The sequence below is a fragment of the Cupriavidus sp. 86D6 genome (genome assembly GCF_057815095.1).
Window position 1 is genome coordinate 160,762 of sequence record NZ_JBYPSB010000003.1, and the last position, 22,051, is coordinate 182,812.

Annotated in this window: 18 protein-coding genes; 4 read left to right on the plus strand and 14 right to left on the minus strand. The window is 66.6% G+C overall.

Annotation, left to right across the window (positions count from 1 at the left end; translation table 11 throughout):
* Positions 1-52: 52 nt before the first annotated feature.
* The gene (gene ligD, locus AC3G88_RS09765) at positions 53-2,770 is read right to left on the minus strand and encodes a DNA ligase D (RefSeq protein ID WP_488893362.1); all 2,718 of its coding nucleotides are present in this window, start codon (positions 2,768-2,770) and stop codon (positions 53-55) included.
* A 243-nt stretch (positions 2,771-3,013) separates the two neighbouring features.
* Here ligD and AC3G88_RS09770 point away from each other — a divergent pair, with 243 nt between their 5' ends.
* Positions 3,014-4,015 (plus strand): SDR family oxidoreductase, encoded by a 1,002-nt coding sequence (locus AC3G88_RS09770; protein ID WP_488772701.1) that lies wholly within the window; start codon positions 3,014-3,016, stop codon positions 4,013-4,015.
* A gap of 22 nt (positions 4,016-4,037) precedes the next feature.
* Here AC3G88_RS09770 and AC3G88_RS09775 read toward each other — a convergent pair whose 3' ends face one another.
* From AC3G88_RS09775 to AC3G88_RS09785, 3 genes are all read right to left on the minus strand, one after another.
* Positions 4,038-4,832 carry an SDR family NAD(P)-dependent oxidoreductase gene (locus AC3G88_RS09775; RefSeq protein ID WP_488772700.1) on the minus strand — a complete coding sequence of 265 codons (795 nt, stop codon included), beginning with the start codon at positions 4,830-4,832 and terminating at the stop codon, positions 4,038-4,040.
* A gap of 160 nt (positions 4,833-4,992) precedes the next feature.
* Positions 4,993-5,130, minus strand: a complete 138-nt coding sequence (locus AC3G88_RS09780) for an MFS transporter small subunit (protein WP_488772699.1) — start codon at positions 5,128-5,130, stop codon at positions 4,993-4,995.
* 9 nt (positions 5,131-5,139) lie between these two features.
* Positions 5,140-6,567 carry an L-lactate MFS transporter gene (locus tag AC3G88_RS09785; protein WP_488772698.1) on the minus strand — a complete coding sequence of 476 codons (1,428 nt, stop codon included), beginning with the start codon at positions 6,565-6,567 and terminating at the stop codon, positions 5,140-5,142.
* A gap of 955 nt (positions 6,568-7,522) precedes the next feature.
* On the opposite strand from AC3G88_RS09785, the gene AC3G88_RS09790 reads away from it, so the two are divergent.
* Positions 7,523-9,508 (plus strand): PhoX family protein, encoded by a 1,986-nt coding sequence (locus tag AC3G88_RS09790; RefSeq protein ID WP_488772697.1) that lies wholly within the window; start codon positions 7,523-7,525, stop codon positions 9,506-9,508.
* Between the two features lie 82 nt (positions 9,509-9,590).
* On the opposite strand, the gene AC3G88_RS09795 is transcribed toward AC3G88_RS09790, so the two are convergent.
* From AC3G88_RS09795 to AC3G88_RS09840, 10 genes are all read right to left on the minus strand, one after another.
* Positions 9,591-10,775 carry a BamA/TamA family outer membrane protein gene (locus AC3G88_RS09795; RefSeq protein ID WP_488772696.1) on the minus strand — a complete coding sequence of 395 codons (1,185 nt, stop codon included), beginning with the start codon at positions 10,773-10,775 and terminating at the stop codon, positions 9,591-9,593.
* Between the two features lie 5 nt (positions 10,776-10,780).
* A complete protein-coding gene (locus AC3G88_RS09800) occupies positions 10,781-11,857 on the minus strand; it encodes a hypothetical protein (RefSeq protein ID WP_488772695.1) in 1,077 nt (358 codons plus the stop codon).
* A gap of 193 nt (positions 11,858-12,050) precedes the next feature.
* The gene (locus AC3G88_RS09805; RefSeq protein WP_488772694.1) at positions 12,051-12,296 is read right to left on the minus strand and encodes a hypothetical protein; all 246 of its coding nucleotides are present in this window, start codon (positions 12,294-12,296) and stop codon (positions 12,051-12,053) included.
* Positions 12,297-12,372: 76 nt separating this feature from the next.
* Positions 12,373-13,020 carry an AraC family transcriptional regulator gene (locus AC3G88_RS09810; RefSeq protein ID WP_488772693.1) on the minus strand — a complete coding sequence of 216 codons (648 nt, stop codon included), beginning with the start codon at positions 13,018-13,020 and terminating at the stop codon, positions 12,373-12,375.
* 12 nt (positions 13,021-13,032) lie between these two features.
* A complete protein-coding gene (locus AC3G88_RS09815; RefSeq protein WP_488893363.1) occupies positions 13,033-14,325 on the minus strand; it encodes a CaiB/BaiF CoA transferase family protein in 1,293 nt (430 codons plus the stop codon).
* 35 nt (positions 14,326-14,360) lie between these two features.
* On the minus strand, positions 14,361-15,254 hold the full coding sequence (locus AC3G88_RS09820; protein WP_488772691.1) for a MaoC family dehydratase: 894 nt from the start codon (positions 15,252-15,254) through the stop codon (positions 14,361-14,363).
* Between the two features lie 12 nt (positions 15,255-15,266).
* Positions 15,267-15,674: a Zn-ribbon domain-containing OB-fold protein gene (locus AC3G88_RS09825; RefSeq protein ID WP_153949418.1), complete on the minus strand. Its 408-nt coding sequence runs from the start codon at positions 15,672-15,674 to the stop codon at positions 15,267-15,269.
* A gap of 14 nt (positions 15,675-15,688) precedes the next feature.
* The gene (locus tag AC3G88_RS09830; protein WP_153949419.1) at positions 15,689-16,855 is read right to left on the minus strand and encodes a thiolase domain-containing protein; all 1,167 of its coding nucleotides are present in this window, start codon (positions 16,853-16,855) and stop codon (positions 15,689-15,691) included.
* Between the two features lie 34 nt (positions 16,856-16,889).
* Complete coding sequence (locus tag AC3G88_RS09835) at positions 16,890-18,023, minus strand: acyl-CoA dehydrogenase family protein (RefSeq protein ID WP_488772690.1); 1,134 nt, start codon at positions 18,021-18,023, stop codon at positions 16,890-16,892.
* A 17-nt stretch (positions 18,024-18,040) separates the two neighbouring features.
* A complete protein-coding gene (locus AC3G88_RS09840; protein WP_488772689.1) occupies positions 18,041-19,234 on the minus strand; it encodes an acyl-CoA dehydrogenase family protein in 1,194 nt (397 codons plus the stop codon).
* Positions 19,235-19,456: 222 nt separating this feature from the next.
* Here AC3G88_RS09840 and AC3G88_RS09845 point away from each other — a divergent pair, with 222 nt between their 5' ends.
* On the plus strand, positions 19,457-20,986 hold the full coding sequence (locus tag AC3G88_RS09845) for a class I adenylate-forming enzyme family protein (RefSeq protein WP_488772688.1): 1,530 nt from the start codon (positions 19,457-19,459) through the stop codon (positions 20,984-20,986).
* Positions 20,983-21,966, plus strand: coding sequence for a tripartite tricarboxylate transporter substrate binding protein (locus AC3G88_RS09850; protein ID WP_488772687.1), 984 nt, complete (start codon positions 20,983-20,985; stop codon positions 21,964-21,966). Before AC3G88_RS09845 ends, AC3G88_RS09850 begins: the two co-directional genes overlap by 4 nt.
* Positions 21,967-22,051 lie beyond the last annotated feature (85 nt).

Consider the following 22,051-nt stretch of genomic DNA (forward strand, 5'->3'; position numbering starts at 1 on the left):
GGACGCCGACAGGGGACGGGCGTTGTGGCGTGGGGGAGGCGTGCGCCGCGCTTCAGGCGGCGACGAGCTGCCTGCGGGCCTGGGTCAGCGTCTGGCGAACCTTGTCGTGGCCAGCCCAGGGGTCGTGGCGCGCCAGTTCGTCCAGGCGGCTCGCCACGTTGGCGATCGTCCATTGCGCGGCGCCCGTCAGGTCATCCAGTTCATCCCAGCTGACAGGAATCGACACGCCGAGGCCGGGACGCGCCCGCGCCGAGAAGGCGGCCGCCGTGGTAGCGCCGACACCATTGCGCAGGTAATCAATGAAAATCTTGCCAACCCGGTTGCGCGGACCGCTCTTTGACACAAAGCGTTCGGGGATCGTGCGGGCCATGTGCGTCACCGCGTCCTGCGCGAAGTCGCGCACGGCATCCCAGCCCGCGCGCGCGGCCAGCGGCACCACCACATGCAGCCCCTTGCCGCCGCTGGTTTTCAGGAAGCTCTGCAGCGACAGTGCGTCGAGCAGCGCCTTGACCAGGCTGGCCGCCTCCTGGATCTCGCGCCAGCTGACGCCTTCGCCCGGGTCGATGTCGAAGACGATCTGGTCGGGCTTGTCGATGTTGCGCGCCCTGGCATTCCAGGTGTGGAATTCCACGACGTTCAGCTGCGCCGCTTCCACGATGGCGGCGGCCGAGGTGATCTCCAGCAGGGGCGGATGGCCGGGCCAGAGTTCGGGGTCCAGGGCGTTGACGCCCTTCAGGTGCAGCGTGTCGCCATGGCGCTGGAAGAACTGCTCGCCGTCGATGCCGGAGGGCGCGCGAACCAGCGCCAGCGGGCGCCCGCGCAGGAACGGCAGCATCAGATCGGAGGCGTGGGCGTAGTAGCCGACCAGATCGCCCTTGGTCAGCCCGGTGGACTTGTCGATCACGCGGTCGGCATGGCTGACCACGACATTGCCGATGGCGGCCTTGGCGCCTTTTCGCGCGGGCGCACTTGCGGTGGTCTTGGTGGCGGCGCTGGTGGCGGCCTTGGTGGCAGTCTTGGTAGCAGTCTTCGTGGCGGCTTTCATGGCGGTCTTTCCCGAGGGCGTGCGGCCCGGCGCGTCCGCCTTGGCGGGCACCTCCAGCGTGACCGAGGCCGCCGGCTTGTCGGTGCGCAGGGCGTGGAACACGGAATGGCGAATGCGCCCTTCGCGGGTCCAGGCGCCGAAGGTCACCTCGGCCACCAGCCTGGGCTTGACCCAATGGCCCTTGATGCCGCGCGGCAGCGGGTCGAACGGCGTGTCGTCGGTGCGCAGCGGTTCGAGCTGCTTGCGCAGCGCATCGAGCATGGCCGTGTCGAAGCCGGTGCCGACATTGCCGACATAGCGCAGTTTGCCGTCGGCATCATGCACGCCCAGCAGCAGCGATCCGAGCCCGCTGCGGCTGCCCTTGGGGTCGGTGTAGCCGCCGATCACGAATTCCTGCCGGTTCTGGCACTTGAGCTTGATCCATGACGGCGCGCGCGAACTGACGTAGGGCGCATCCACGCGCTTGCCGATGATGCCTTCGAGCTTCATGCGGCACGCTGCATCGAGCATGTCGGCCGGGGCGCCTTCGAAGTTGTCGCTGAAGCGCACGCGGCCCGACGTGTGACTGGCCAGCAGCCCGCGCAGCAGGGCCCGTCGCTCGGCCAGCGGCACCGCGCGCAGGTCATGCCCGGCAAACCAGGGCAAGTCAAACACGTAGAACTGGATCGATTCGGCATGCGCGGTTTCGAAGGCATTCTGCAGCGCCTGGAAGTCGGTGATGCCGTCCTTGTCCACCACGACGATTTCGCCGTCGAGCCAGCCGTCGGGCCAGCCCAGCGCGGCGATCTCGGCCGCGAGCGCGCGCAGCTTCGTGGTCCAGTCGTTGCCATTGCGGGTGAACAGCCGTACATCGGCGCCGTCGATGCGCGCCACGATGCGGTAGCCGTCGAACTTGATCTCGAATTGCCATTGGCTGGGGTCGGCGGGCGGCTTGTCGACCAGCGTGGCCAGCTGCGGCGCCAGCGCCAGGGGCAGGGCGGCCTTTTTGGCGCCGGCTGGCAGCGCGGGCATCTTGCTGTCGGCCTTGTCGCCTTGGCTGCCCGTCTTCGACGTCTTTTTCGAGGCTGGCTTGTCCTTCCCGGTCGCGGCCTTTTTCGTCGGCGCCTTGGCCGTGCCGGCCAGCACGCTGTCGGGCATGGCCTCCACCACGTCGAACTCCGACGCGGGCCGCGCGTATTCGTCGCGCTCCTTGATCAGCAGCCATGCGTTGTCGTCGCGCGCCTTCTTGCCGCCCATGCGTACCAGCGTCCAGTGGCCCTGCAGCTTTTCACCGCGCAGTTCGAACTTGAGCTTGCCGTCCCGATAGCCGGCCTCGGGGTCCGTATCGGGAATCCATTCGCCGCGATCCCAGACGATCACCGTGCCCGCACCGTAGTGGCCGGCGGGGATGACCCCCTCGAAATCGGCGTAATCGAGCGGATGGTCTTCCACGTGCACGGCCATGCGCTTGTCTGCCGGATCGTAGCTGGGACCCTTCGGCACGGCCCAGCTCTTGAGCGTGCCGTCCAGTTCCAGCCGGAAGTCGTAATGCAGCCGGCGCGCCGCGTGCTTCTGGATGACGAACGGGTGGGCGCCGTTGCCGGCGGCGGCCTTGCCCTTGCCGGCCTTCGCGGTCCGAGGGACCTGCTTGCCGCTCGGTTCCGGCGTGGCCGCAAAGTCGCGCTTGCGCTGGTACTTGCCCAGCGGGGAGTCTGTCGAGTCGGAGGCTGCAGCGGACTTGGCCATGGGACGGGGTCTGAGGCGGTGGAGTCATTTCAGCTTAGGCAGCGCCCCCCACGTGCGAAAGCGGGGGCCGTCCTACAACGGGGGGGCGGATTTTTCCCGGGTTTGTTTCCGGGTTTGTAATTCCTGACCGGACTTGCTGCGGTGCACATCGGCGCACGCGGCTGCCCCGTGCGGGCACGGGATGTGCGATTGGCAGCAACGGGCTTGGGCCCAATCCTTTCCATCCCCAGCTAGAGAGGCAACATGAAGACGCTGAAGAAGATTGGCTCGCAGGTCATCGTGCTGACGGGCGCCACGAGCGGCGTGGGACTTATCACCGCCCGCAAGGCTGCCGCGCTGGGCGCCAGGCTGGTGCTGGTGGCGCGCGGCGAGGATGCCTTGCAGAAACTGGCCGAGGAACTTCGTGAACACGGCACCGAAGTCATCACCGTCGCGGCCGATGTCGGCAAGCACGAGGACGTGGCCGCGGTCGCGCAGGCGGCGATTGACCGTTTTGGCGGATTCGATACCTGGATCAACAACGCCGGCGTGACGATCTTCGGTCGCCACGACGATGTGCCGCTCGAAGATCATCGGCGGCTGTTCGAAACGAACTACTGGGGCGTCGTGCACGGATCGCTGGCCGCCGTGGCGCACCTGCGCCAGAACGGCGGCGCCATCATCAACATGGGAAGCGAGTCCTGCGACTGTCCGTTGCCGCTGCAAAGCGCGTATGTGGCGTCGCAGCATGCGATCAAGGGCTTTACCGACACGCTGCGGCTGGAGCTCGAGCAGGAAAAGGCGCCGGTGTCGGTCACGCTGATCAAGGCGGCGGGGATGGATACGCCCATCGTCACCCACGCGAAGAACTTCCTCCACGTGGAGCCGAGGCAGGCGTCGCCGCTCTACGACCCATCGATGGCCGCCGAGGCGATCCTGTTTGCCGCGGAACACCCGCGCCGCGACATGTTCGTGGGGGCATCCGCCAAGGCGTATTCGGCAGCGGCATACTACGCGCCGCACGCGTTCGACCGCTTCATGCGGCGCTTTATGGGCCGCGCCCAGCAGACCGCCATGCCGGCGGGGCCGCGCGACGACAACGCGCTGCACGCCGCCGGCAACAGTCTGATAGAGCGGACCGGAGATCGCCGGACCATGAAATCGTGTCCCTATACGGCCTCCACCCGCCATCCGATCCTGACGACGGCGCTGGTGGTGGGCGCCTCGGCCGCCATGGCCGCGCTGGTACGCCACCGGCGCGGGTAGGCGGACGGACCAGGTCTGCCGTTCAGAGGATCGTATCGACCACACCCCCATCCACGCGCAGCGCGGCGCCCGTGGTGGCCGACGCCTGCGTGGAGCACGCGTAGACGATCATGTTGGCCACCTCGTCGACCGTGGCCGCACGCTGGATCAGCGACGTGCTGCGGTGCGCCTTGACGAAATCGGCGGCCACCTCTTCGGCCGATTTGCCGGTCTTCGCGATGTCGTCCTTGAGCATGGCTTCGACGCCCTCGGACAGCGTGGGGCCGGGCAGCACCGAATTGACCGTCACGCCGGTGCCGGCCAGCCGCTTGGCCAGCCCGCGCGACACCGCCAGCTGGGCGGTCTTGGTGAACCCGTAGTGGATCATCTCCACCGGGATGTTGACCCCTGACTCCGAGGCCACGAACACGATGCGGCCCCACTTGCGCTGGACCATGCCCGGCGCATAGGCACGCGACAGCCGCACCCCGGTCAGCACGTTGACTTCGAAGAAGCGCGACCATTCGCTGTCCGGAATCTCGAAGAAGTCCTGCGGCTGGAAGATGCCAAGGTTGTTCACCAGGATGTCGATGTCGGGATGGGTCTTGACCAGCGTGTCGCAGACGGCGGCATCGACCAGGTCGCCGGCAAAGCCGGCCACGTCGGCACCGGGCACGGCGGCGTTCAGCGCCGCGATGGCCTTGTCGACACTGGCCTGGCTGCGGCCGTTGAGAATCACGCGTGCGCCCGAGCCGGCCAGGCCGCGCGCCGTGGCAAAGCCGATGCCGGCGGTGGATCCGGTTACCAGGGCGGTCTTGCCCGACAGGTCGATCTTCATGTGAACTCCAGGGTAGGTAGGCCCGTCAAGTGTATGAAGCCGGCGGCAATGTGCAAGGCCGGCGTGCGGAATGCAGCATTCCTGCCGTGCGATGCCGCAAAAAAGAAAAAAGGCCGCAATCGCTTGCGGCCTTTGGTGCTTGCCCAGGGCGGGCAGGCGCTTACTGGAACAGCTTCATCGCCTGGGTGATGGTGTTCGACACACCCCACACCAGCGGGACCAGCACGTAGAGCCAGAAGGCCGCCAGCAGGGCCTTGTTGGTCGGTTGTGCGTTAAGGTTCTGGTTTTCCATTTGCATGACTCCTGATCAGTGGGCCGCGCCGGCACTGGCGCCCAGCCTGGCGACGTCGGCATCGCTCATGTGGTGCTTCGCGTTGACGCGCGACACCAGCAGGTTGCAGATGAAACCCACCACCAGCAGGGCGGCCATGATGTGCAGCGTCATGGCATAGGCCTGGGCGCCGGTCACGCCGTGCGCCACCTGGTATTCGCGGATGTAGTTCACCAGCACCGGGCCGGCAATGCCTGCAGCCGCCCAGGCGGTCAGCAGACGGCCGTGGATGCCGCCCACGAAGGCGGTACCGAACATGTCGGCCAGGTAGGCCGGGATGGTGGCGAAACCGCCGCCGTACATCGACATGATCACGCAGTAGCCCAGCACGAACAGCGCGATATTGCCGCTGGCGCCCAGTTGCGGCACCAGCCAGTACAGCACGGCGCCCAGCGCGAAGAACACGAAGTAGGTGTTCTTGCGGCCGATCCAGTCCGACGACGAGGCCCAGAAGAAGCGGCCACCCATGTTGAACAGCGACAGCAGGCCCACGAAGCCGGCGGCGGCCGCGGCGGTCACGCTGCCCTTGAAGCTTTCCTGGATCAGCAGCGACGCCTGGCCGAGCACGCCGATACCGGCCGTCACGTTCAGGAACAGCACCAGCCACAGCAGGTAGAACTGCGGCGTCTTCAGTGCCTCGTCGATATGCACGTGGTTACGCGTGATCATCTTGTTCTCGACCACGGGCGGGGTCCAGCCTTCCGGCTTCCAGCCCGGCGGCGGGACGCGGATCGCCAGCGAGCCGATGGTCATCGAGATGAAGTAGCCCACGCCCATGACCAGGAAGGTCTGGGTCACGCCCACCGAGGTGGCGCTCTTGAAGTAGTTCATCAGCGCCACGGACAGCGGCGCGGCAATCATCGCGCCGCCGCCGAAGCCCATGATGGCCATGCCGGTAGCCATGCCGCGGCGGTCCGGGAACCAGCGGATCAGCGTCGACACCGGCGACACATAGCCAAGGCCCAGCCCGATGCCGCCCAGCACGCCGTAGCCCAGGTAAAGCAGGACGATCTGGTGGGTATAGACGCCCAGCGCCGAAATCAGGAAGCCGCCGCCAAAGCAGCAGGCCGCCGTGAACATCGTGCGGCGGGGGCCGACGCGCTCCAGCCATTTGCCGGCAAATGCGGCCGAAATGCCCAGGAAGAAAATCGCCAGCGAGAAAATCCAGCCCAGCGTGGTCAGCTTCCAGTCGTCAGCTGCGGATTCGGTAATGCCGATCACCTTGGAAAGGGGGGCATTGAATACCGAGAATGCATAGGCCTGGCCGATACAGAGATGTACCGCCAGCGCGGCGGGCGGCACCATCCAGCGGGAAAATCCCGGCTTGGCGTAGGTCGCTTCCTTCGAGAAGAACGGCGCCGGCCCTTGGGACGCCATGCCGCCTTCATTCATAACACTGCTCATTGGATGTTCTCCAGTCGTGGATCCTCGGTAATCCGTCCGTGCAGTCTGGCGCGTCCGCCGGGTCTGGCTGGCCCGTCGGTTGACCCCGTCACACCCTCGGTGCGGATGACCTCCAGAGGTTGTCGCCGTGCCGGGCTTTCAGAGACGTTTTGGCCCGGAAATGGCGACGGTTGCTACGGGTTGCTACAAAACGGATAAACGGAACCGGGCACGCGAACGCGCGCCGGCATGGCCCGAAGGGGCCGGGAATGAGGGCGGCTGGAGACGCTGGGTGCGTCCCGTCATGGAATGGATCATTGTTTTTCCGGCTGGGGCGAACAATATATGCACGGAGTTGCATATATTGCCGTGGAAAATATTATGCGCAGAACCATATCCCCCCGGATTGATCACTTCAATAGGCTAAAGATGACATATTCCGCAAATACCTGAATTTCTGGTGCTCATGAGAAAAAATCGGCAGTGGTTTCCTGTATCCGTTTGATTTTCACAACACTGTGTCAGCCATTCGACGGCCCCGCTTGCCCCTTGGCCCGCAAACATCAGCCATGGATTGGCCTGGTCATATGTCAGGACACGTTGTCATGCGGCTGACATGGATCGCCACTACGATCCGTCCCGGTGGCGGTTTTCCTCTGCCATGAAAGGACAAGCCGGTCGAACCAGAAATGGGGTGCAACGGGCGACATAGTGGGTGTCGCGCGGACCGGCGAATTGACACGCTGCGGCCAGATTCGGGCTGCGGCGTTTTTTTTGCCTGCGATTTGTACCGCCCCCTCGGCGGGACATGCAACAGGGTGTTGGATGTATGAGTCATTCACGTCGGGTTCAACTTGTTGTCATAAACGGTCCATAGGATGCGTTGCGGCGCGGTCTTGTGCCGCCGACCTCACAAGCGCGAATGGCCGGCCATGGGCATGGCGCGTTCGATAACAACCAGACGGGAACCATACAGATGTTCGAAAAACCTGACGCTTCGCGCCGCAAGGCCCTGAAACTCCTGGCCGGCGCGCCGATGCTGCCGCTGGGCCTGGCTTCCACCTCGCTGCTGGCGGGTTGCGGCGGCGGCGACGATGCGCCTGCCGTGACCCCGGGCGCCACCACGCCCCCGGGCACCGTCACGCCGAGCTTCGTTTCGGCCGAGTTCACGGGCATGGCCGCGCCTTCACTGAGCAAACCGGCTGCCATGGCCACGACCACGGTCGGCTCGAGCCTGTCTGTGAAGCTGAGCGACGGCAGCACGCAGACCTACAAGCTGGCGTACCAGCCGTTCTTCATGACCGGCGACATGGTGCCGGACGGCAACGGCGGCCAGATCCTGGCCGGCGGCTACTTCAACATCAACAACAGCCCGATCATCGATCCGTCGGTGAGCGGCAACAAGCAGTTTTTCTCCGATTCGCCGGACGGGACGTCGCTGCTGAAGATCGACGGCGCCAAGGTGGCCGGCGTGAAGGGCAACACGGTCTTCGCCGTGGTGCAGTTCGAATACACGACGTGGGACCAGGCCAAGGCCAAGGACATGTACGGCCGCCTGCCGTCCCCGATCGCCGTGCTGACGCTGGACCAGGACCCCGCCACGGGCAAGCTGACGCTGGTGAAGTACCACAACGTGGACACGTCGGGCGCCAACGGCCTGTGGATTACCTGCGGCGCCAGCCTGTCGCCGTGGAACACCCACCTGTCGAGCGAAGAGTACGAGCCGGACGCGCGCACTGCCGACACGAACCAGCAGTGCATCGACTATGCGCTGAACCTGTACGGCACCTCGACGATCAAGTTCAACCCCTACCTGTACGGCCACCTGCCGGAAGTCACGGTCAACCCCGACGGCACGGGCTCGATCAAGAAGCACTACTGCGTGGGCCGTATCTCGCACGAACTGGTGCAGGTGATGCCTGACAACCGCACCGTGCTGATGGGCGACGACGCCACCAACAGCGGCCTGTTCGTGTTCGTCGCGGACCAGGAAAAGGACCTGTCCGCCGGTACGCTCTACGTGGCCAAGGTTGGTTCGGGCTTCTCGGTGGACCCCGCCGCACCCGGTGCCGACCTTGCCTGGATCAGGCTGGGCCATGCCACGAGCGCGCAGGTGGAAGCCTGGGCCAAGTCGCACACGTTCGCCGACATCATGGATTACTCGGCTACCGATCCGTCGGACAGCACGTACACGAAGATCATGCTCAGCGGTGCGGCGCAGTGGGTCCGCGTCAAGCCGGGCAAGGAACTGGTCGCCGCATTCCTGGAAACCCACCGCTACGCAGCGCTGAAGGGCGGCAGCATGGGCTTCACCAAGATGGAAGGCACCACGGTCAACATCAAGGACAAGATCGCCTACTCCGCGCTGCAGAACATCGTCGATTCGATGGTGGCCAACAACACGGCCAAGGGCTGGTACGCCGAGAGCGGTATCAGCGTGCCGGCTGCCATCAACTCCGGCGGCGTACTGCAGCACAAGCTGGCCGGCGGCCAGAAGGACACGGCCGGCGCCCCCATCAACAGCGAATGGATGCCGGTGCATACCCAGGCGCTGATCGTCGGCAAGGACATCACGGCTGACGCGCTGGGCAATACGGCGGACCCGGAAACCATCGGCAACCCGGACAACCTGAAGTTCTCGGAAAAGCTGCGCACGCTGTTCATCGGCGAGGACAGCAGCCGCCACACCAACAACTTCCTGTGGGCGTACAACGTCGACACGAAGAAGCTGTCGCGCCTGATGTCGGTGCCGGCCGGTGCGGAATCCACGGGTCTGCACGCCGTGGACGAGATCAACGGCTGGACCTACATCATGAGCAACTTCCAGCACGCTGGCGACGGCATCAAGGCGCAGGTCAAGGCGCAGGTGGAGCCGCTGGTGTTCGCCAACTACAAGAACGGCCTGGGCGCCTCGGTCGGTTACCTGACGGCCAACGCCACGAGCATGAAGCTGGGCAAGTAATTCCGGCTGCCGTCAGGCATCACGGCGCCGCGGGCCGAAGGGTCCGCGGCGTTTTTCATGGGCCTCGAAGATCCCGGGGTGTTCAGAACGCCTCGTTGATCTGGAAGTAGACGCCCTTGGTGCTGCGGCCGACGCCGACGTCGAACCGCACGTTCACGCGTGGCTTGAACTCGAAGCGGTAGCCCACGCCCGCGTTCGGCAGCCAGTGGGCCGACGTCAGGGCGCCGGGGTTGCCGGCGATGGCGCCGGTGGCGGCCCAGAACACCATGCCCTGGCGCCCGGCGATATGCCAGCGGTATTCCACCTGCGCGGTCAGCATGGCCTTGTCGCGATACTGGCCCATGAAATAGCCGCGCATGCGCCGGTTGTCCCCGAGCTTGGACATCATGCTCCACGGCACATCGCCCCAGTTGAACTTGCCGTAGACGTCGAAGGCCAGCACATCGCGATCGCGCATCCGGAAGTAGTTGTCGTAGATGATTTCCAGCGATTCGAAGTCGTTGTCGCTGCCGATGGCGCGCCGGTAGACCGTGCCATTGACCAGAAGCGCCTGGCCCTTGTAGGGGTTCGGCAGGAAGTCGCGCGTGTCGTACGAGAAATGCGCAGTCAGGCCGCTGCTGAGCACCCGCGTGCCGTGCGGGTCAGTGGCCAGTGCGCTGCTGGCGCCACGCTCCAGCTGGGCGGCATTGTCATACTCGAAATCGTAGCCGCCGCCCACGTAGATATTGGGGCGCACCCGCACCATGACGCGGGGCTGCACCACGATGCCGCGACGCGTGTAGCCTTCCTTGTTGGCGCCGTTGATGGCGTTGTCGTAGCCGATGCCCCAGTACGAGGTCGGCATGTTGATCAGGGCGCCGCTGAAGACAAAGCGATAGCTGTCGTCGGCGAAGAACGTGTTGTTGTCCACGCCGATTCCCACGGCACCCGACGTGGTCAGAAAGCCGTGCAGGTTCAGCGTCGACAGCTGCGTGTCCTTCTCGGCGTTCTTCGGCTTGTACAGGCCCACCGCGGCGGCCCCGACGCCCAGTCCCATCTCGGGGTTGTAGAACGGTCCGGGCAGCACGCCCCAATCGATGCCATGGCTCAGGTCCACTTCCTTCGACGCGCCGAGCTTGTTCAGCACCTTGTCGATCCAGCTCACATGCTCGGACTCGGGCCGGGGCTCCGGCGCCGCGTCGGCGGTGGACGTCTGCGCCCCCGCGCTGCCGGCGCAGACTGCCAGCAGCATCGTGCACAGCGTGGCCGGAAGCGGGGCGGCGCGCATGGTCGTCAGAACCGGAAGAACCCGGTGGCGATGATGTTGTTGCGGTTGTAGCCATAGCCCACCTCCATCAGCAGGCCGAAGCTGCGGTTGATCGTCCAGCTGGCGCCGACAGAGCCGCTCCAGTACCCCGTCACATGCTCGCCGATCCGGTAGTTCAGCCGCGCGGTCTGGCCATCGGTGTCGGGCAGCGGCACGTCGAAATGCCCTGTGATGGTGGCGCGCGTGCGAAAGTACGTGGCGCCGACATACGGGGTCAGCAGGCCCAGCCCATGGCCCAGCCGGATATTCCAGCCCACCCGGGGCCCGATGTTGATCGACTTGATGGGCGTCTCGGACATGGTGATGTCCGCCACCGTGTACGTCACCGGCAGCGAAAAGAACAGCTGCCTGTAAGTGCCTACCAGCGTGAATCCGCCGCCATAGGTGTGCCCGCTGTAGTTGGCGTGCTGGGTGGGCAGCTTGATCGGCTGGCTGCAAGCCGCCCGTGGCCGGCGCCCGCCACAGCCGACGTTGATGCCGAAGAAGCGTTCCAGATCGGTCAGCGACGAAAAACCGATGTCGATCGATCCGCTGCCCTGCACGTTGCCGACGATCCCGTACACATTCATGAACGGAAACAGCCAGGCCCCCACCTGCACCTGGTTCGACGTGTTGTGGATGCGCGATTGCTGGAACTGGACGAAGTCAGCCGCACGCAGCGGATTGCTGCCGGCGGATACCTGCAGGTCGCCAAGCTGGTAACGCTGGTAGCCGTCGAAGTACGAATAGCCGATGTCGTACGGATTGGGCAGGTTGTAGCCCTTGTCGATCACGCGCTGGGCGAAGAAGGGCAGCGCGCGGTCCCATAGCGGCGGCTCGGCCGGCGCGGGTTCCGGTGTTCCCACGGGGCCCACGATGCCGCGATACGGACCCGAATGCGTATCGGGCGACGCCGTGGCGGCCGCGGCGCCGCCGTTGCCGCCCGCCGTCCACGCGTGGGCAATGCCCGGCAGGGCGAGCGCCACCGCCGCCGTCAGGCTGGCCAGCCTGTGGCGCAGGGACAGTCGGACGGTGGCGCCGCGCTGGCTGCCGCAGGCGGACATGGGTGGCTGGATTCCTGGGGATCGATGCGAATGGCACCGATATTCCCCGATTGCGCGCCAGCGCCGAAGTGAATGTTTTCGAAAAGCGACTTAGGAGATTCAGCGTGTGCGTCGGTTCATCGACTTCGTGGCCGAAGCCGGCCGTGCGGCGGCGCTGACGGGAGCCTGCGCAGGAATTTGCCTGCCGGCGGTGTCAGCTCGTATGGATCGGCGCGAGCGCTGCCTTCGGCGCGCTGGCCGACGGGATGGAGGGGGTGGTGGCTACGCCGGTGCCTGGGCCGGTCGCGGTGTCGCAATGGCATGCGGCGGGCCTGACCTGCTGACGCTGATGGGCGTTGGCACGCGCGCGCTCGATCACGGCAAAGTCGGGACCGGCAACGGCGGACAGCGAGGCAAGGAGGGAGGCTGCGCCACACAGGGCGAGCAGGGCGGACTTCATCAAAGACTCCGGGGGTGGGGGAAACCGTTGACTGCGATGATCCGCCTTTCCGGGTATAGCGTCCAAGACCGGTTTGTTATGCGGGGGATAGGCTGGGCCAATAGTGCGTCGCAGGCTGCGGAACCCGTACGGGCTGGCCCGCATGGCGTCGCGCAGCGTGGGTGGCCTTGGCATGCCGCAGCAGATCGAGCGGGATGCCGAATCTGTCATGGAATGATGCTTCCACGTCATGGCCCGGCGGCCAGCCTACGCTGCGTTTCAGCGACGGCAGGCCGGCGCGCCCGTGCGGTGCCTCGAACAGCAGCCGCATCAGCCGCTGCGTCCGGCACAGGTCTCCGAAGGCCGCACCTTCCGCAAACAATGCGCGCCGGATACGTTCGGGCGGCACGCCCAGCAAGCCGGCAGCGAATTCGGCACGCCATGGCAGATCAGGTTGCAGAAAGATGCGCCGCGACAGCACGCGATGCAGCAGCGCGTGGCCGGAATGATCAGTCTCCGGCGCGATGTCGATCCGACAGCCGGCTGGCTGCGCCATGGTGCCGGCCACCAGCAGGTCGAAGCCCTGGAACGGTTCGACCTTGCACGGCAGGCCCGGTACCAGCATGCGATCGAATCCGTCGCGCCGCAAAACGGCCGTGCCACGCGTGGCCGTGACCGTGACCGGAAACGCCGGCGCCAGCCGCGCCAGGCGCAGGTGCGACGCCGACTCGATGCTGAGCCGCATGTCGGGAGCCGGCTAGAGCACGCCCTTGGCGCGCAGGTCCGCCACGGCTTGCGGCCCCAGCCCCAGGCATTCGCGCAGCACTTCGTCCGTGTGCTGGCCCAGCGCGGGCGGCGCGTGGCGCAGCGTGGGCGGCGTATCGGACAACCGTAGCGGACTGGCGGTGGAGCAGATGCGGTTCACGGTGTCCGCCTCTGGACGGTCGGACGTCGCATAGCGATACTGCTCCACACGCAGCCCGCGATGCTGCACGTGCGCGTCGGCGAACGCCTGCCCGATGTCGTTGATCGGGCCGCAGGGCACCGACGCCGCCTCGAGCAGGCCAATCCATTCGTGGGTAGGCCTCGCGCGCGTGACATCGCACATCATCGGAATCAGCGTGTCGCGATGGGTGACGCGAGCGCTGTTGGTGGCGTAACGCTCGTCGCGTGCCCAGTCGACATCAGCCACTTCGCAGAAACGCGCGAACTGGCCGTCATTGCCGATGGCCAGCAGCATGTTGCCGTCCCGGGTCGGAAAGTCCTGGTATGGCACCACGCTCGGATGCACATTGCCCTGCCGCGTCGGCACGACGCCCGCGTTCAGGTACCCGGCGCCCTGGTTGGCCAGTACCGCCATGGCCACGTCGAGCAGCGCGATGTCGATCTGCTGGCCGCGCCCGGTGTGGTGGCGGGCCTCGATCGCGCCAAGGATGGCCGTGGTGGCATACATGCCCGTGAACACGTCGATCACCGCCACGCCTACGCGCAACGGGCCGCCGCCCGGTTCGCCATCGGGCTGGCCCGTGATGCTCATCAGCCCGCTCATGGCCTGCACCAGCAGGTCATAACCGGGCCGTGCGGCATAGGGCCCGGTCTGGCCGAACCCGGTAATCGAGCAGTAGACCAGGCGCGGGTTCAGCGCGCCGAGCGTCGCGTAGTCGAGCCCGTAGCGCTTGAGGCTGCCGGTCTTGTAGTTCTCGATGACCACGTCGCTCTGCTGCGCCAGTTCGCGCACCAGCTTCTGGCCCTCGGCCGTGGCGATGTCCACGGTCACCGAGCGCTTGTTGCGGTTGCACGCCGCGAAGTAGCTGGCCTGGCGCGTGGGTCCGTCATCGCCATCCAGGTACGGCGGCCCCCAATGCCGGGTGTCGTCGCCGGCGCCGGGCTTCTCGATCTTGATGACGTCGGCGCCCATGTCGGCCAGGTTCTGCGTACACCATGGACCCGCCAGCACGCGCGACAGGTCCAGTACGCGCAGATGGCTGAGGGCGCCGGTCTGCCGCGACGGCGGCGGCAGGCCGTGGGTGGGTTCGTTGGAAGCGGTCATAGCGAAGAAATCAGGCGAATTGGGCGGGCGGGCAATCAGGCAATCTCGGCCCAGCCATGGCTGAGCACGACCTTGTCGCGCTCCAGCACCCTGGCGCGCAGCTGGAACTGGCCGGCATGTTGCGGGTCGCGCCAGATCTCCGTCACCAGCGTCTCCCCGGGGAACACCGGCGCGGCAAAGCGGATATCGAACGCGCGCAGCCGTGCCGGGTCATGCCCCGCGCATTGGCGCAGCAACGCGTGGGCCACCAGCCCGTAGCTGGCCAGGCCATGCAGAATCGGCCGCTCGAATCCGGCTGCGCCGGCCACGGCAGGATCGGCGTGTAGCGGATTAAAGTCGCCCATCAGGCGGTACAGTAGCGCCGCCTCGGGCCGCGTGGGCTGGGTATCGACGAAATCGGGCGGACGGTCTTCGGGCACCGGGCGCAGTGCCGGCAGCGGTTCGTCGCTGGGTTGGCCGCCATCGAGCGAGCTGTAGCCGCCGTCGCCGCGCAGGAACGACACTTGCTGGATGGTGGCCAGCAACTCGCCTTGTACGGTTTCCAGCCGGCGCTCCGTGACCATGATGGCGCCTTTGCCTGCGCCCTTGTCGGTCAGGTGGGTGATGCGGTTATGACCCACCACCTCGGCATCGGCGGGCAGCGGGCAATGCAGCCGCAGCCGCTGCTCGCCGTGCAACAGCTTGACCCAGTCGATGCCGGTATCGGGCTCGCGGGCCCAGAAGCCGGGATAGCCCAGCACCACGGCCTGCGACGGCAGCGCGCGCAGCCCGCCCGGCGTGCCTTCGTAGACGAAGGGCAGGGCCGACCCGTTCATCGGGTCGTTGCCCAGGCCCAGGCTCAGCGCGTACAGCATGGTGTCGCGCATCGTGTAGTGCTGGCGCACCGGGGGAAAGGCGCGGTTGCGCAGGTGCTGGTAGCGGATGGCCATCGGCTGCTCCGCTCAGGACGCTTCGGCCGGCGCGAAGACGGGCACGGGCGCGCCGCCTTCGGTCTCGGCAAATCGCACCTTCACGCGCTGGCCGATGCGCACGCTGTCCAGGTCCGTATCGACGATATGGGTGAGCATGGTCACGCCTTCATCGAGCTTCACATAGGCGATGCAGAACGGATTGGGGCCCGCGCGGCGGGTGATGCTGAACGAGTAGATCTCGCCCAGGCCGCTGGCGTCCTTCCAGTCGGTGTCGCCCATGCAGAACGGGCACAACGCACGCGGATACCAGTGGGGCTTGCCGCACGACTTGCAGTGGCGCACCAGCAGGCGGCCTTCGCGGGCGGCTTGCCAGAACGGCGCGTTGTCGGGCAGTTCGTCCGGGGACTTGAGAACGGTGGGAACGTAGGGAGTGGTCATGGTTAGCCTCGCGCTTATTCGCGTTCCAGGATCAGGGTGGCCGAGCCATGGCGCGATCCCATGTAGCCGCCGGTCCCCTGGGCCAGCGCAAGCTGGCAGTTCTTGACCTGCACGGCCGGATGGGCCTCGCCGCGCAGCTGGCGTACGGCCTCGATCACCTTGGTGATGCCGCCGCGGTTGGCCGGGTGGTTGTTGCACAGCCCGCCGCCATCGGTGTTGACCGGCAGCTTGCCCACGCCCGAGATCAGGTTGCCGTCCATCACGAACTTGCCGCCTTCGCCTTTCTTGCAGAAGCCCAGGTCTTCCAGCTGCATCAGCACGGTGATGGTGAAGCTGTCGTAGATCGATGCGTACTGGATATCGGACGGGGTGACGCCAGCCTCGGCAAAGGCTGCCGCGCCGGACACGCGGGCGGCCGACCATGACAGGTCCACCTGGCCGCCGAGCAGGCCCTTGACGTGTTCGCCCGCGCCCAGCACCTTGATCTTCGGCCGGTTCAGCTTCGCCGCAATCTCGGGGCGCGCCACCACCAGCGCACCGCCGCCGTCGGATACCACGCAGCAGTCCAGCCGGTGCAGCGGGTCGGAGATCATCGGCGAGTTCAGTACGTCCTCGACCGTCACCAATTCACGCAACATCGCGTTGGGGTTGTGCTGTGCGTGATGCGAGGCGGCCACCTTGATCCACGCCAGCTGTTCGGGCGTGGTGCCGAACTCGTACATGTGGCGCTGCGCCACCATCGCGTACAGGTTGACGGTGACGGGGCTGAACGGCGCCTCGAACGGCTGGTCGGGCAGGTTCGCGCCCCAGTTGCGGGCCTGCGTGCCGCTGGAGCCCTCCGAGCGTGGACGCCCGGCCAGCGTGATCAGCGCCACGTTGCACTTGCCGGCGGCAATCGCCTGCGCCGCGTGCGAGACGTGCGCGATATAGGACGATCCGCCCATTTCGCTCGAATCCACATGGCGCGCGTTCAGTCCCAGGTAGTCGACCATGTTGACCATGCCCAGGCCGGGCGCGTCGCCCGCGCAGAAGTAGCCGTCCACGTCGGCCAGCGTCAGGCCGGCGTCTTCCAGCGCGCCGCGGGCGCTTTCGGCGTGCAGTTGCGGCACGGTCTTGTCCGGTGCCTTCCGGGTCGGGTGCTCGTAGGCGCCGACAATGTATGCCTTGCCATGGATGCTCATGGATGTGTCTTCCTTCTGATGTCTGGTGTGCGGATCAGGCCGCCATGGGGGCGATGGGGGCGATAGGGGCCATGGAGGCGCTGTAGCGTTCCCTGTGCAGGTCGGTGTCGCCGAGCAGCACATCGGTCATGGCCAGCGCCTTGAAATAGTCGCCAACTTCGAGTTCGTCGGTCATGCCCATGCCGCCATGCAGCTGCACGGCCTGCTGGCCGACAAGGCGTGCCGCGCGTGCCGTGACCACCTTGGCGGCCGATACCTTGCGACGGCGTTCGTCGGCGTCGGTGGCATCCAGCCCCTGCGCGGCCACGTAGGCCATCGACAGCGCCAGTTCCTTCTGCAGCAGCATGTCAGCCATGCGGTGCTGCAGCGCCTGGAACGATGCCAGCGGCTTGCCGAACTGCTTGCGCGCGCCCAGGTATTCGGCAGTGATCTCGATCAGCCGCTCCATCGCGCCGGCCGCCGCCGCGCACTGCGCGGCAATGCCGTGGTCGATGCCGAGTTCGAGCGCCTGCAGCCCGTCGACGGTGACCAGCGTGGCCGGCACATCGGTCAGCTTCAGGTCCGCGCCGGTCAGGCGGTCGATGGTCGGGTAGGCGGTCACGGTCAGCCCCGGCGCGTCGCGGCTGACCAGGAACAGCGCCAGCGTGCCATCGAGCTTCGCCGAGACCAGGTAGGTATCTGCCGCACCGCCATGCCACACCACCGACTTCGCGCCGCTCAGCACGTAGCCGTTCGGCCCGCGCTGGCGCGCCACGGTCTGCGCCGCGTCCAGCCGATAGCGCGTGGCGGGTTCCAGATAGGCCAGCGCCAGCACCTTGCTGCCATCGGCGATGGCGGGCAGCCATTCGGCCTGCTGCGCGGCCGACGCATGGTGCGCCAGGATGGCCGTGGCAATGGCCGCCGGAATTACGGGCTCCTGCACCAGCCCGCGGCCCAGTTCGCGTTGCACCACCACCTGGCTGGCCGCGCCCTCGCCAAAGCCGCCGTGGTCCGCCGGAACGGTCAGGCCCAGCACGCCCATGTCGGCCAGTTGCCGCCACGTGGCACGGTCGAAGCCGCCGTGCTCGCGCGCATTGCGGCGGCGATGTTCGAACGAATACTCGGATGCGACAAAGCGGCGCAGGCTGTCGGCCAGCATCTGCTGTTCTTCGCTGTAAGTGAAATCCATGCCTGTCGTCCCCTGCGTTAGAAACCGATGATCATCTTCGAGATGATGTTTTTCTGGACTTCGGTCGAGCCGCCGTAGATCGTGGTCTTGCGCATGTCGTAATAGGTGGATGCGGCGGGCGCGGCCCAGTCCGGGCCGCTCACGGGCTGCGGCACGCCGGGCTCCATCCAGTCCGGCGAATACGGCCAGCCATTCGGGCCAGCCACTTCCATCTGCAGCATCGCAATGTCCTGCTGCAGTTCGGAGCCTCGAATCTTGACGATCGACGCCTCGGGACCGGGTGTGCCGGCTGCCTGGGTGGCGACGCGCAGCAGCAGCATTTCAAGCGCCAGCAGATCCATCTCCACGCCGGCGATCTTGTCGCGCATGCGCAGGTCCTCGATCAGCGGGCGGCCCCGGCCGTCGGTGGTCTCGGCCGCGTAGTGCCGCAACTGGCGCAATTCGCGATAGCAGTGGCCGATGCCGGCAATGCCGGTGCGTTCGTGCCCCAGCAGGTACTTGGCGTAGGTCCAGCCCTTGTTTTCCTCGCCCAGCAGGTTTTCCACCGGCACCTCGACGTCCTCGAACCAGGTTTCGTTCACGTCATGGCCGCCGTCCAGCGTCTTGATCGGCCGTACCGTCACCCCCGGCGACTTCATGTCGATCAGCAGCATCGAGATGCCTTCCTGCGGCTTGGCCTCGGCGTCCGTGCGTACGAGGCAGAAGATCCAGTCGGCAAAGTGGGCCATCGTCGTCCAGGTCTTCTGACCGTTGACGATGTACTTGTCGCCCTTGCGCACCGCGCGGGTCCGCAGCGATGCCAGGTCGGAGCCGGCGCCGGGCTCGGAATAGCCCTGACACCAGAAGTCTTCCACGGTCGGGATGCGGGGCAGGAAGCGGGCCTTGTGCTCGGCGCTGGCGTACTTCATCAGCACGGGGCCGATCATCGTCAGCCCGAACGGCAGCATGCGCGGCGCGCCGGCGCGAAGGGTCTCGATCTCGAAGATCAGGCGCTGCAGCGCGTTCCAGCCCGTGCCGCCCCACTCGGTGGGCCACGTCGGCGCCCCCCAGCCCTGGGCGTGCAGGATGCGGTGCCAGCGCACATAGTCGTCCTTCTCCACGCGGCGATGGCCCAGCACCTTGTCGCGGATGTCGGCGGGCAGGCTGGTCCGCACAAAGGCGCCGACTTCCTCGCGAAAGGCTTCTTCTTCTCTTGTGAAACGCAGGTCCATGAACTGTCTCCGGTCAGTGAAAACGATTCTATGGGCGTGTACGCCACGCTGGTTCGAGATTGCCGAATCCAGCCTTCCGGATACCGAAATGCGCGGCCGCCGCATTCCGCAGCGCGGTTTCAGGCCAGCGAAGCCGGCCCTTGTGATTTACGAATGGCGCCTGCCCGGCTTTGGCGCCATGCTGCGCGAACCTCTTCATCGCATTCAGCAAGGACGGCTAGCGTGACCACCCGGATTCATGAGCTGCTTGACCATTGGTTGGCCGAGGCCCCCGATCAACCGTTTCTCCACCTGCCGGACGGCCGCAGCCTGAGCTTTGCCGATCTGGGCGCGCTGACGGACACGGCCGAGGCGGAACTGCGCGAACTCGACGTGCGGCCCGGTGACCGCGTGATGGTGGTGGCCGAGAACTGTCCCGAGCACGCCGCGCTGATCCTGGGGTGCAGCCGCGTGGGCGCGTGGTCGTGCGGCGTCAATGCCCGCATGGCCGACGGTGAGATCGATGCCTTCGCCGCCCGTGCCGATGCCCGGCTGGTGTACTTCACCGCCGCGGCGTCGCGCGCCGCCGCCGCGCACGCGCAACGCTTCGGGGCCGCACCGTCGTCGCTGCCGGGCATGCATCGGTCGGCGGTGCGTGCCGATGCCCTGCAGGAGCCGGCGCCGCTGCGCGACGACGTGGCCGCCCTGATCTTCACATCGGGCACCACGGGCGAGCCCAAGGGCGTGATGCTGACGCATGACGCCCTGATCCATTTCGCTCGAGTGACGCGCGATGCCCGCGCGCTGGGGCCGGCCGACCGCAGCTATGCCTTCGTGCCGATGACCCATATCTTCGGCCTGGGCACGGTGCTGCTCAGTTCGCTGCTGGCCGGCGCCCAGCTGGTGATGCGGCCGCAGTTCGATCCCGCCGATCTGCTCGACGCACTGGCCCGTCACGGCGTGTCGCAGTTGCAGGGGCCGCCCACGCTGTTCTCGCGGCTGCTGGCTTACCTGCAGGAACAGGGCATCGCGCAGCCGGTGGCTCCGGCGCTGCGCTATCTCTACACCGGCGCGGGTCCGCTCGACCTGTCGCTGAAGACGCGCGTGGAAGCAACGTTCGGCCTGACGCTGCACCATGGCTATGGCCTGTCCGAATATGCGGGATCGGTCCATGTGACGCGTCTGGGCGAGCAGCGCGCCGATACCAGCGCCGGCTATGCCGTGGCCGAGGCCGAGGTGCAGGTGACGGATCCCGCCACCGGCCAGCCATTGCCGCTGGGCCAGCGCGGCGAACTCTGGCTGCGGGGCAGGGGGCTGATGCCGGGCTACTTCCGCGATGCGGCGGCCACCGAAGCGGTGATGCGCGAGGGCGGCTGGTACGCCAGCGGCGACCTCGGCGAGATGCATGCCGATGGCGCGCTGTTCGTGGTCGGTCGCCTCAAGGAGATGATCATCCGCTCTGGTTTCAACGTCTACCCGGCCGAGGTGGAGGCCGCGCTCAACACCCATCCGAGCATCCAGCGGTCCGCCGTGGTCGGCGTGGCCGAGGGCGACGGCAACGAGGAGATCGTCGCCTTCGTGGAACTGCGCCCCGGCGCGGCGCTGGAACCGGAAGCGCTGCGCAGCCACTTGCGCGGCCGCCTGGCGCCGTACAAGCGGCCGGCGCGCATCGTGGCGCTGGCCGAACTGCCCACCAATAACAACGGCAAGATCCTCAAGCGTGTGCTGCAGGAGCAGGCCGGTTCGATGTCGACCCAAGGAGACCCAGCATGAACCCATCGTCCGCCATGCGCCGACGCCTGTTGGCCGCCGGCCTGTTCGGCGCCGCGGCGTACCCGTTTGCGTCGTTCGCCACGGAAACGTGGCCGGCCAAGCCCGTGCGCGTGATCGTGCCATTTCCGCCTGGCGGTCCGGTGGACAGCACCGCGCGCATCTTCAGCCAGAAGCTGGGCGAGATCTGGAAGCAACCGATCGTCATCGACAACCGCGCTGGCGCGGGCGGCACCATCGGCGCCACCATCGCCGCCAAGGAAGCCCCCGATGGCTACACGCTGTTCCTGGGGTCGATCCATCACGCGGTCAACCCATCGCTGATGGGCAAGCTGCCGTACGACATCGAGAAGGACTTTGCGCCGGTCAGCTTTGCGGCGATGTTCCCGGTGTTCGTCGTCGCGCATCCGTCGGTGCCGGCCAGCAACATCAAGGAACTGATCGCCTACGCCAAAAGCGGCCACACGCTGGCCTACGGGTCGTCAGGCAATGGTGGCGGCACGCACCTGGCGGGCGAGCTCTTCAACATGGAAGCGGGTACCAAGCTGCAGCACGTACCGTACAAGGGCAGCGGGCCGGCCATGAATGACCTGCTGGGCGGCCAGGTGCAGCTGATGTTCAGCGATGCGCCTACCGCGCTGCAACATATCAAGTCGGGACGCATCAAGGTGCTGGGCGTGGCCAGCCGCAAGCGTTCGGGCATGTTGCCCGACGTGCCGACCGTTGCCGAATCGGGGCTGCCCGGCTACGAAGCCTACTCCTGGGCCGCACTGTTCGCGCCGGCCCAGACGCCGAAGCCGATCCTCGACAAGATCAATGCCGATTTCAACGTCGCCATGAAGGACGCCGGCGTCAAGCAGCGGCTGCTGCAGGCTGGCGCCGAAGCGGACGCCGGCACGCAGGACCAGATGCGCCAGCGCCTGCACAGCGAAATCGAGAAGTGGCGCAAGGTGATCCAGACGGCGGGGATTACGGCGGGGTGAGCGTCAAGCCAATGCGATATCCGCCGTTATGCGCTCCCCTCTCCCACGCCGTGGGAGAGGGGAGCAAACCTGAGTGAGATGGCAG

Coding starts and splice junctions, on each gene's coding strand:
- AC3G88_RS09825 (WP_153949418.1), bottom strand. CDS start 15,674: ATGACCACTCCCTACGTTCCCACCGTTCTCAAGTCCCCGGACGAACTG.
- AC3G88_RS09800 (WP_488772695.1), bottom strand. CDS start 11,857: ATGTCCGCCTGCGGCAGCCAGCGCGGCGCCACCGTCCGACTGTCCCTG.
- AC3G88_RS09835 (WP_488772690.1), bottom strand. CDS start 18,023: ATGGATTTCACTTACAGCGAAGAACAGCAGATGCTGGCCGACAGCCTG.
- AC3G88_RS09830 (WP_153949419.1), bottom strand. CDS start 16,855: ATGAGCATCCATGGCAAGGCATACATTGTCGGCGCCTACGAGCACCCG.
- AC3G88_RS09810 (WP_488772693.1), bottom strand. CDS start 13,020: ATGCGGCTCAGCATCGAGTCGGCGTCGCACCTGCGCCTGGCGCGGCTG.
- AC3G88_RS09790 (WP_488772697.1), top strand. CDS start 7,523: ATGTTCGAAAAACCTGACGCTTCGCGCCGCAAGGCCCTGAAACTCCTG.
- AC3G88_RS09815 (WP_488893363.1), bottom strand. CDS start 14,325: ATGACCGCTTCCAACGAACCCACCCACGGCCTGCCGCCGCCGTCGCGG.
- AC3G88_RS09775 (WP_488772700.1), bottom strand. CDS start 4,832: ATGAAGATCGACCTGTCGGGCAAGACCGCCCTGGTAACCGGATCCACC.
- AC3G88_RS09780 (WP_488772699.1), bottom strand. CDS start 5,130: ATGCAAATGGAAAACCAGAACCTTAACGCACAACCGACCAACAAGGCC.
- AC3G88_RS09840 (WP_488772689.1), bottom strand. CDS start 19,234: ATGGACCTGCGTTTCACAAGAGAAGAAGAAGCCTTTCGCGAGGAAGTC.
- AC3G88_RS09805 (WP_488772694.1), bottom strand. CDS start 12,296: ATGAAGTCCGCCCTGCTCGCCCTGTGTGGCGCAGCCTCCCTCCTTGCC.
- AC3G88_RS09770 (WP_488772701.1), top strand. CDS start 3,014: ATGAAGACGCTGAAGAAGATTGGCTCGCAGGTCATCGTGCTGACGGGC.
- AC3G88_RS09795 (WP_488772696.1), bottom strand. CDS start 10,775: ATGCGCGCCGCCCCGCTTCCGGCCACGCTGTGCACGATGCTGCTGGCA.
- AC3G88_RS09820 (WP_488772691.1), bottom strand. CDS start 15,254: ATGGCCATCCGCTACCAGCACCTGCGCAACCGCGCCTTTCCCCCGGTG.
- AC3G88_RS09785 (WP_488772698.1), bottom strand. CDS start 6,567: ATGAGCAGTGTTATGAATGAAGGCGGCATGGCGTCCCAAGGGCCGGCG.
- AC3G88_RS09850 (WP_488772687.1), top strand. CDS start 20,983: ATGAACCCATCGTCCGCCATGCGCCGACGCCTGTTGGCCGCCGGCCTG.
- ligD (WP_488893362.1), bottom strand. CDS start 2,770: ATGGCCAAGTCCGCTGCAGCCTCCGACTCGACAGACTCCCCGCTGGGC.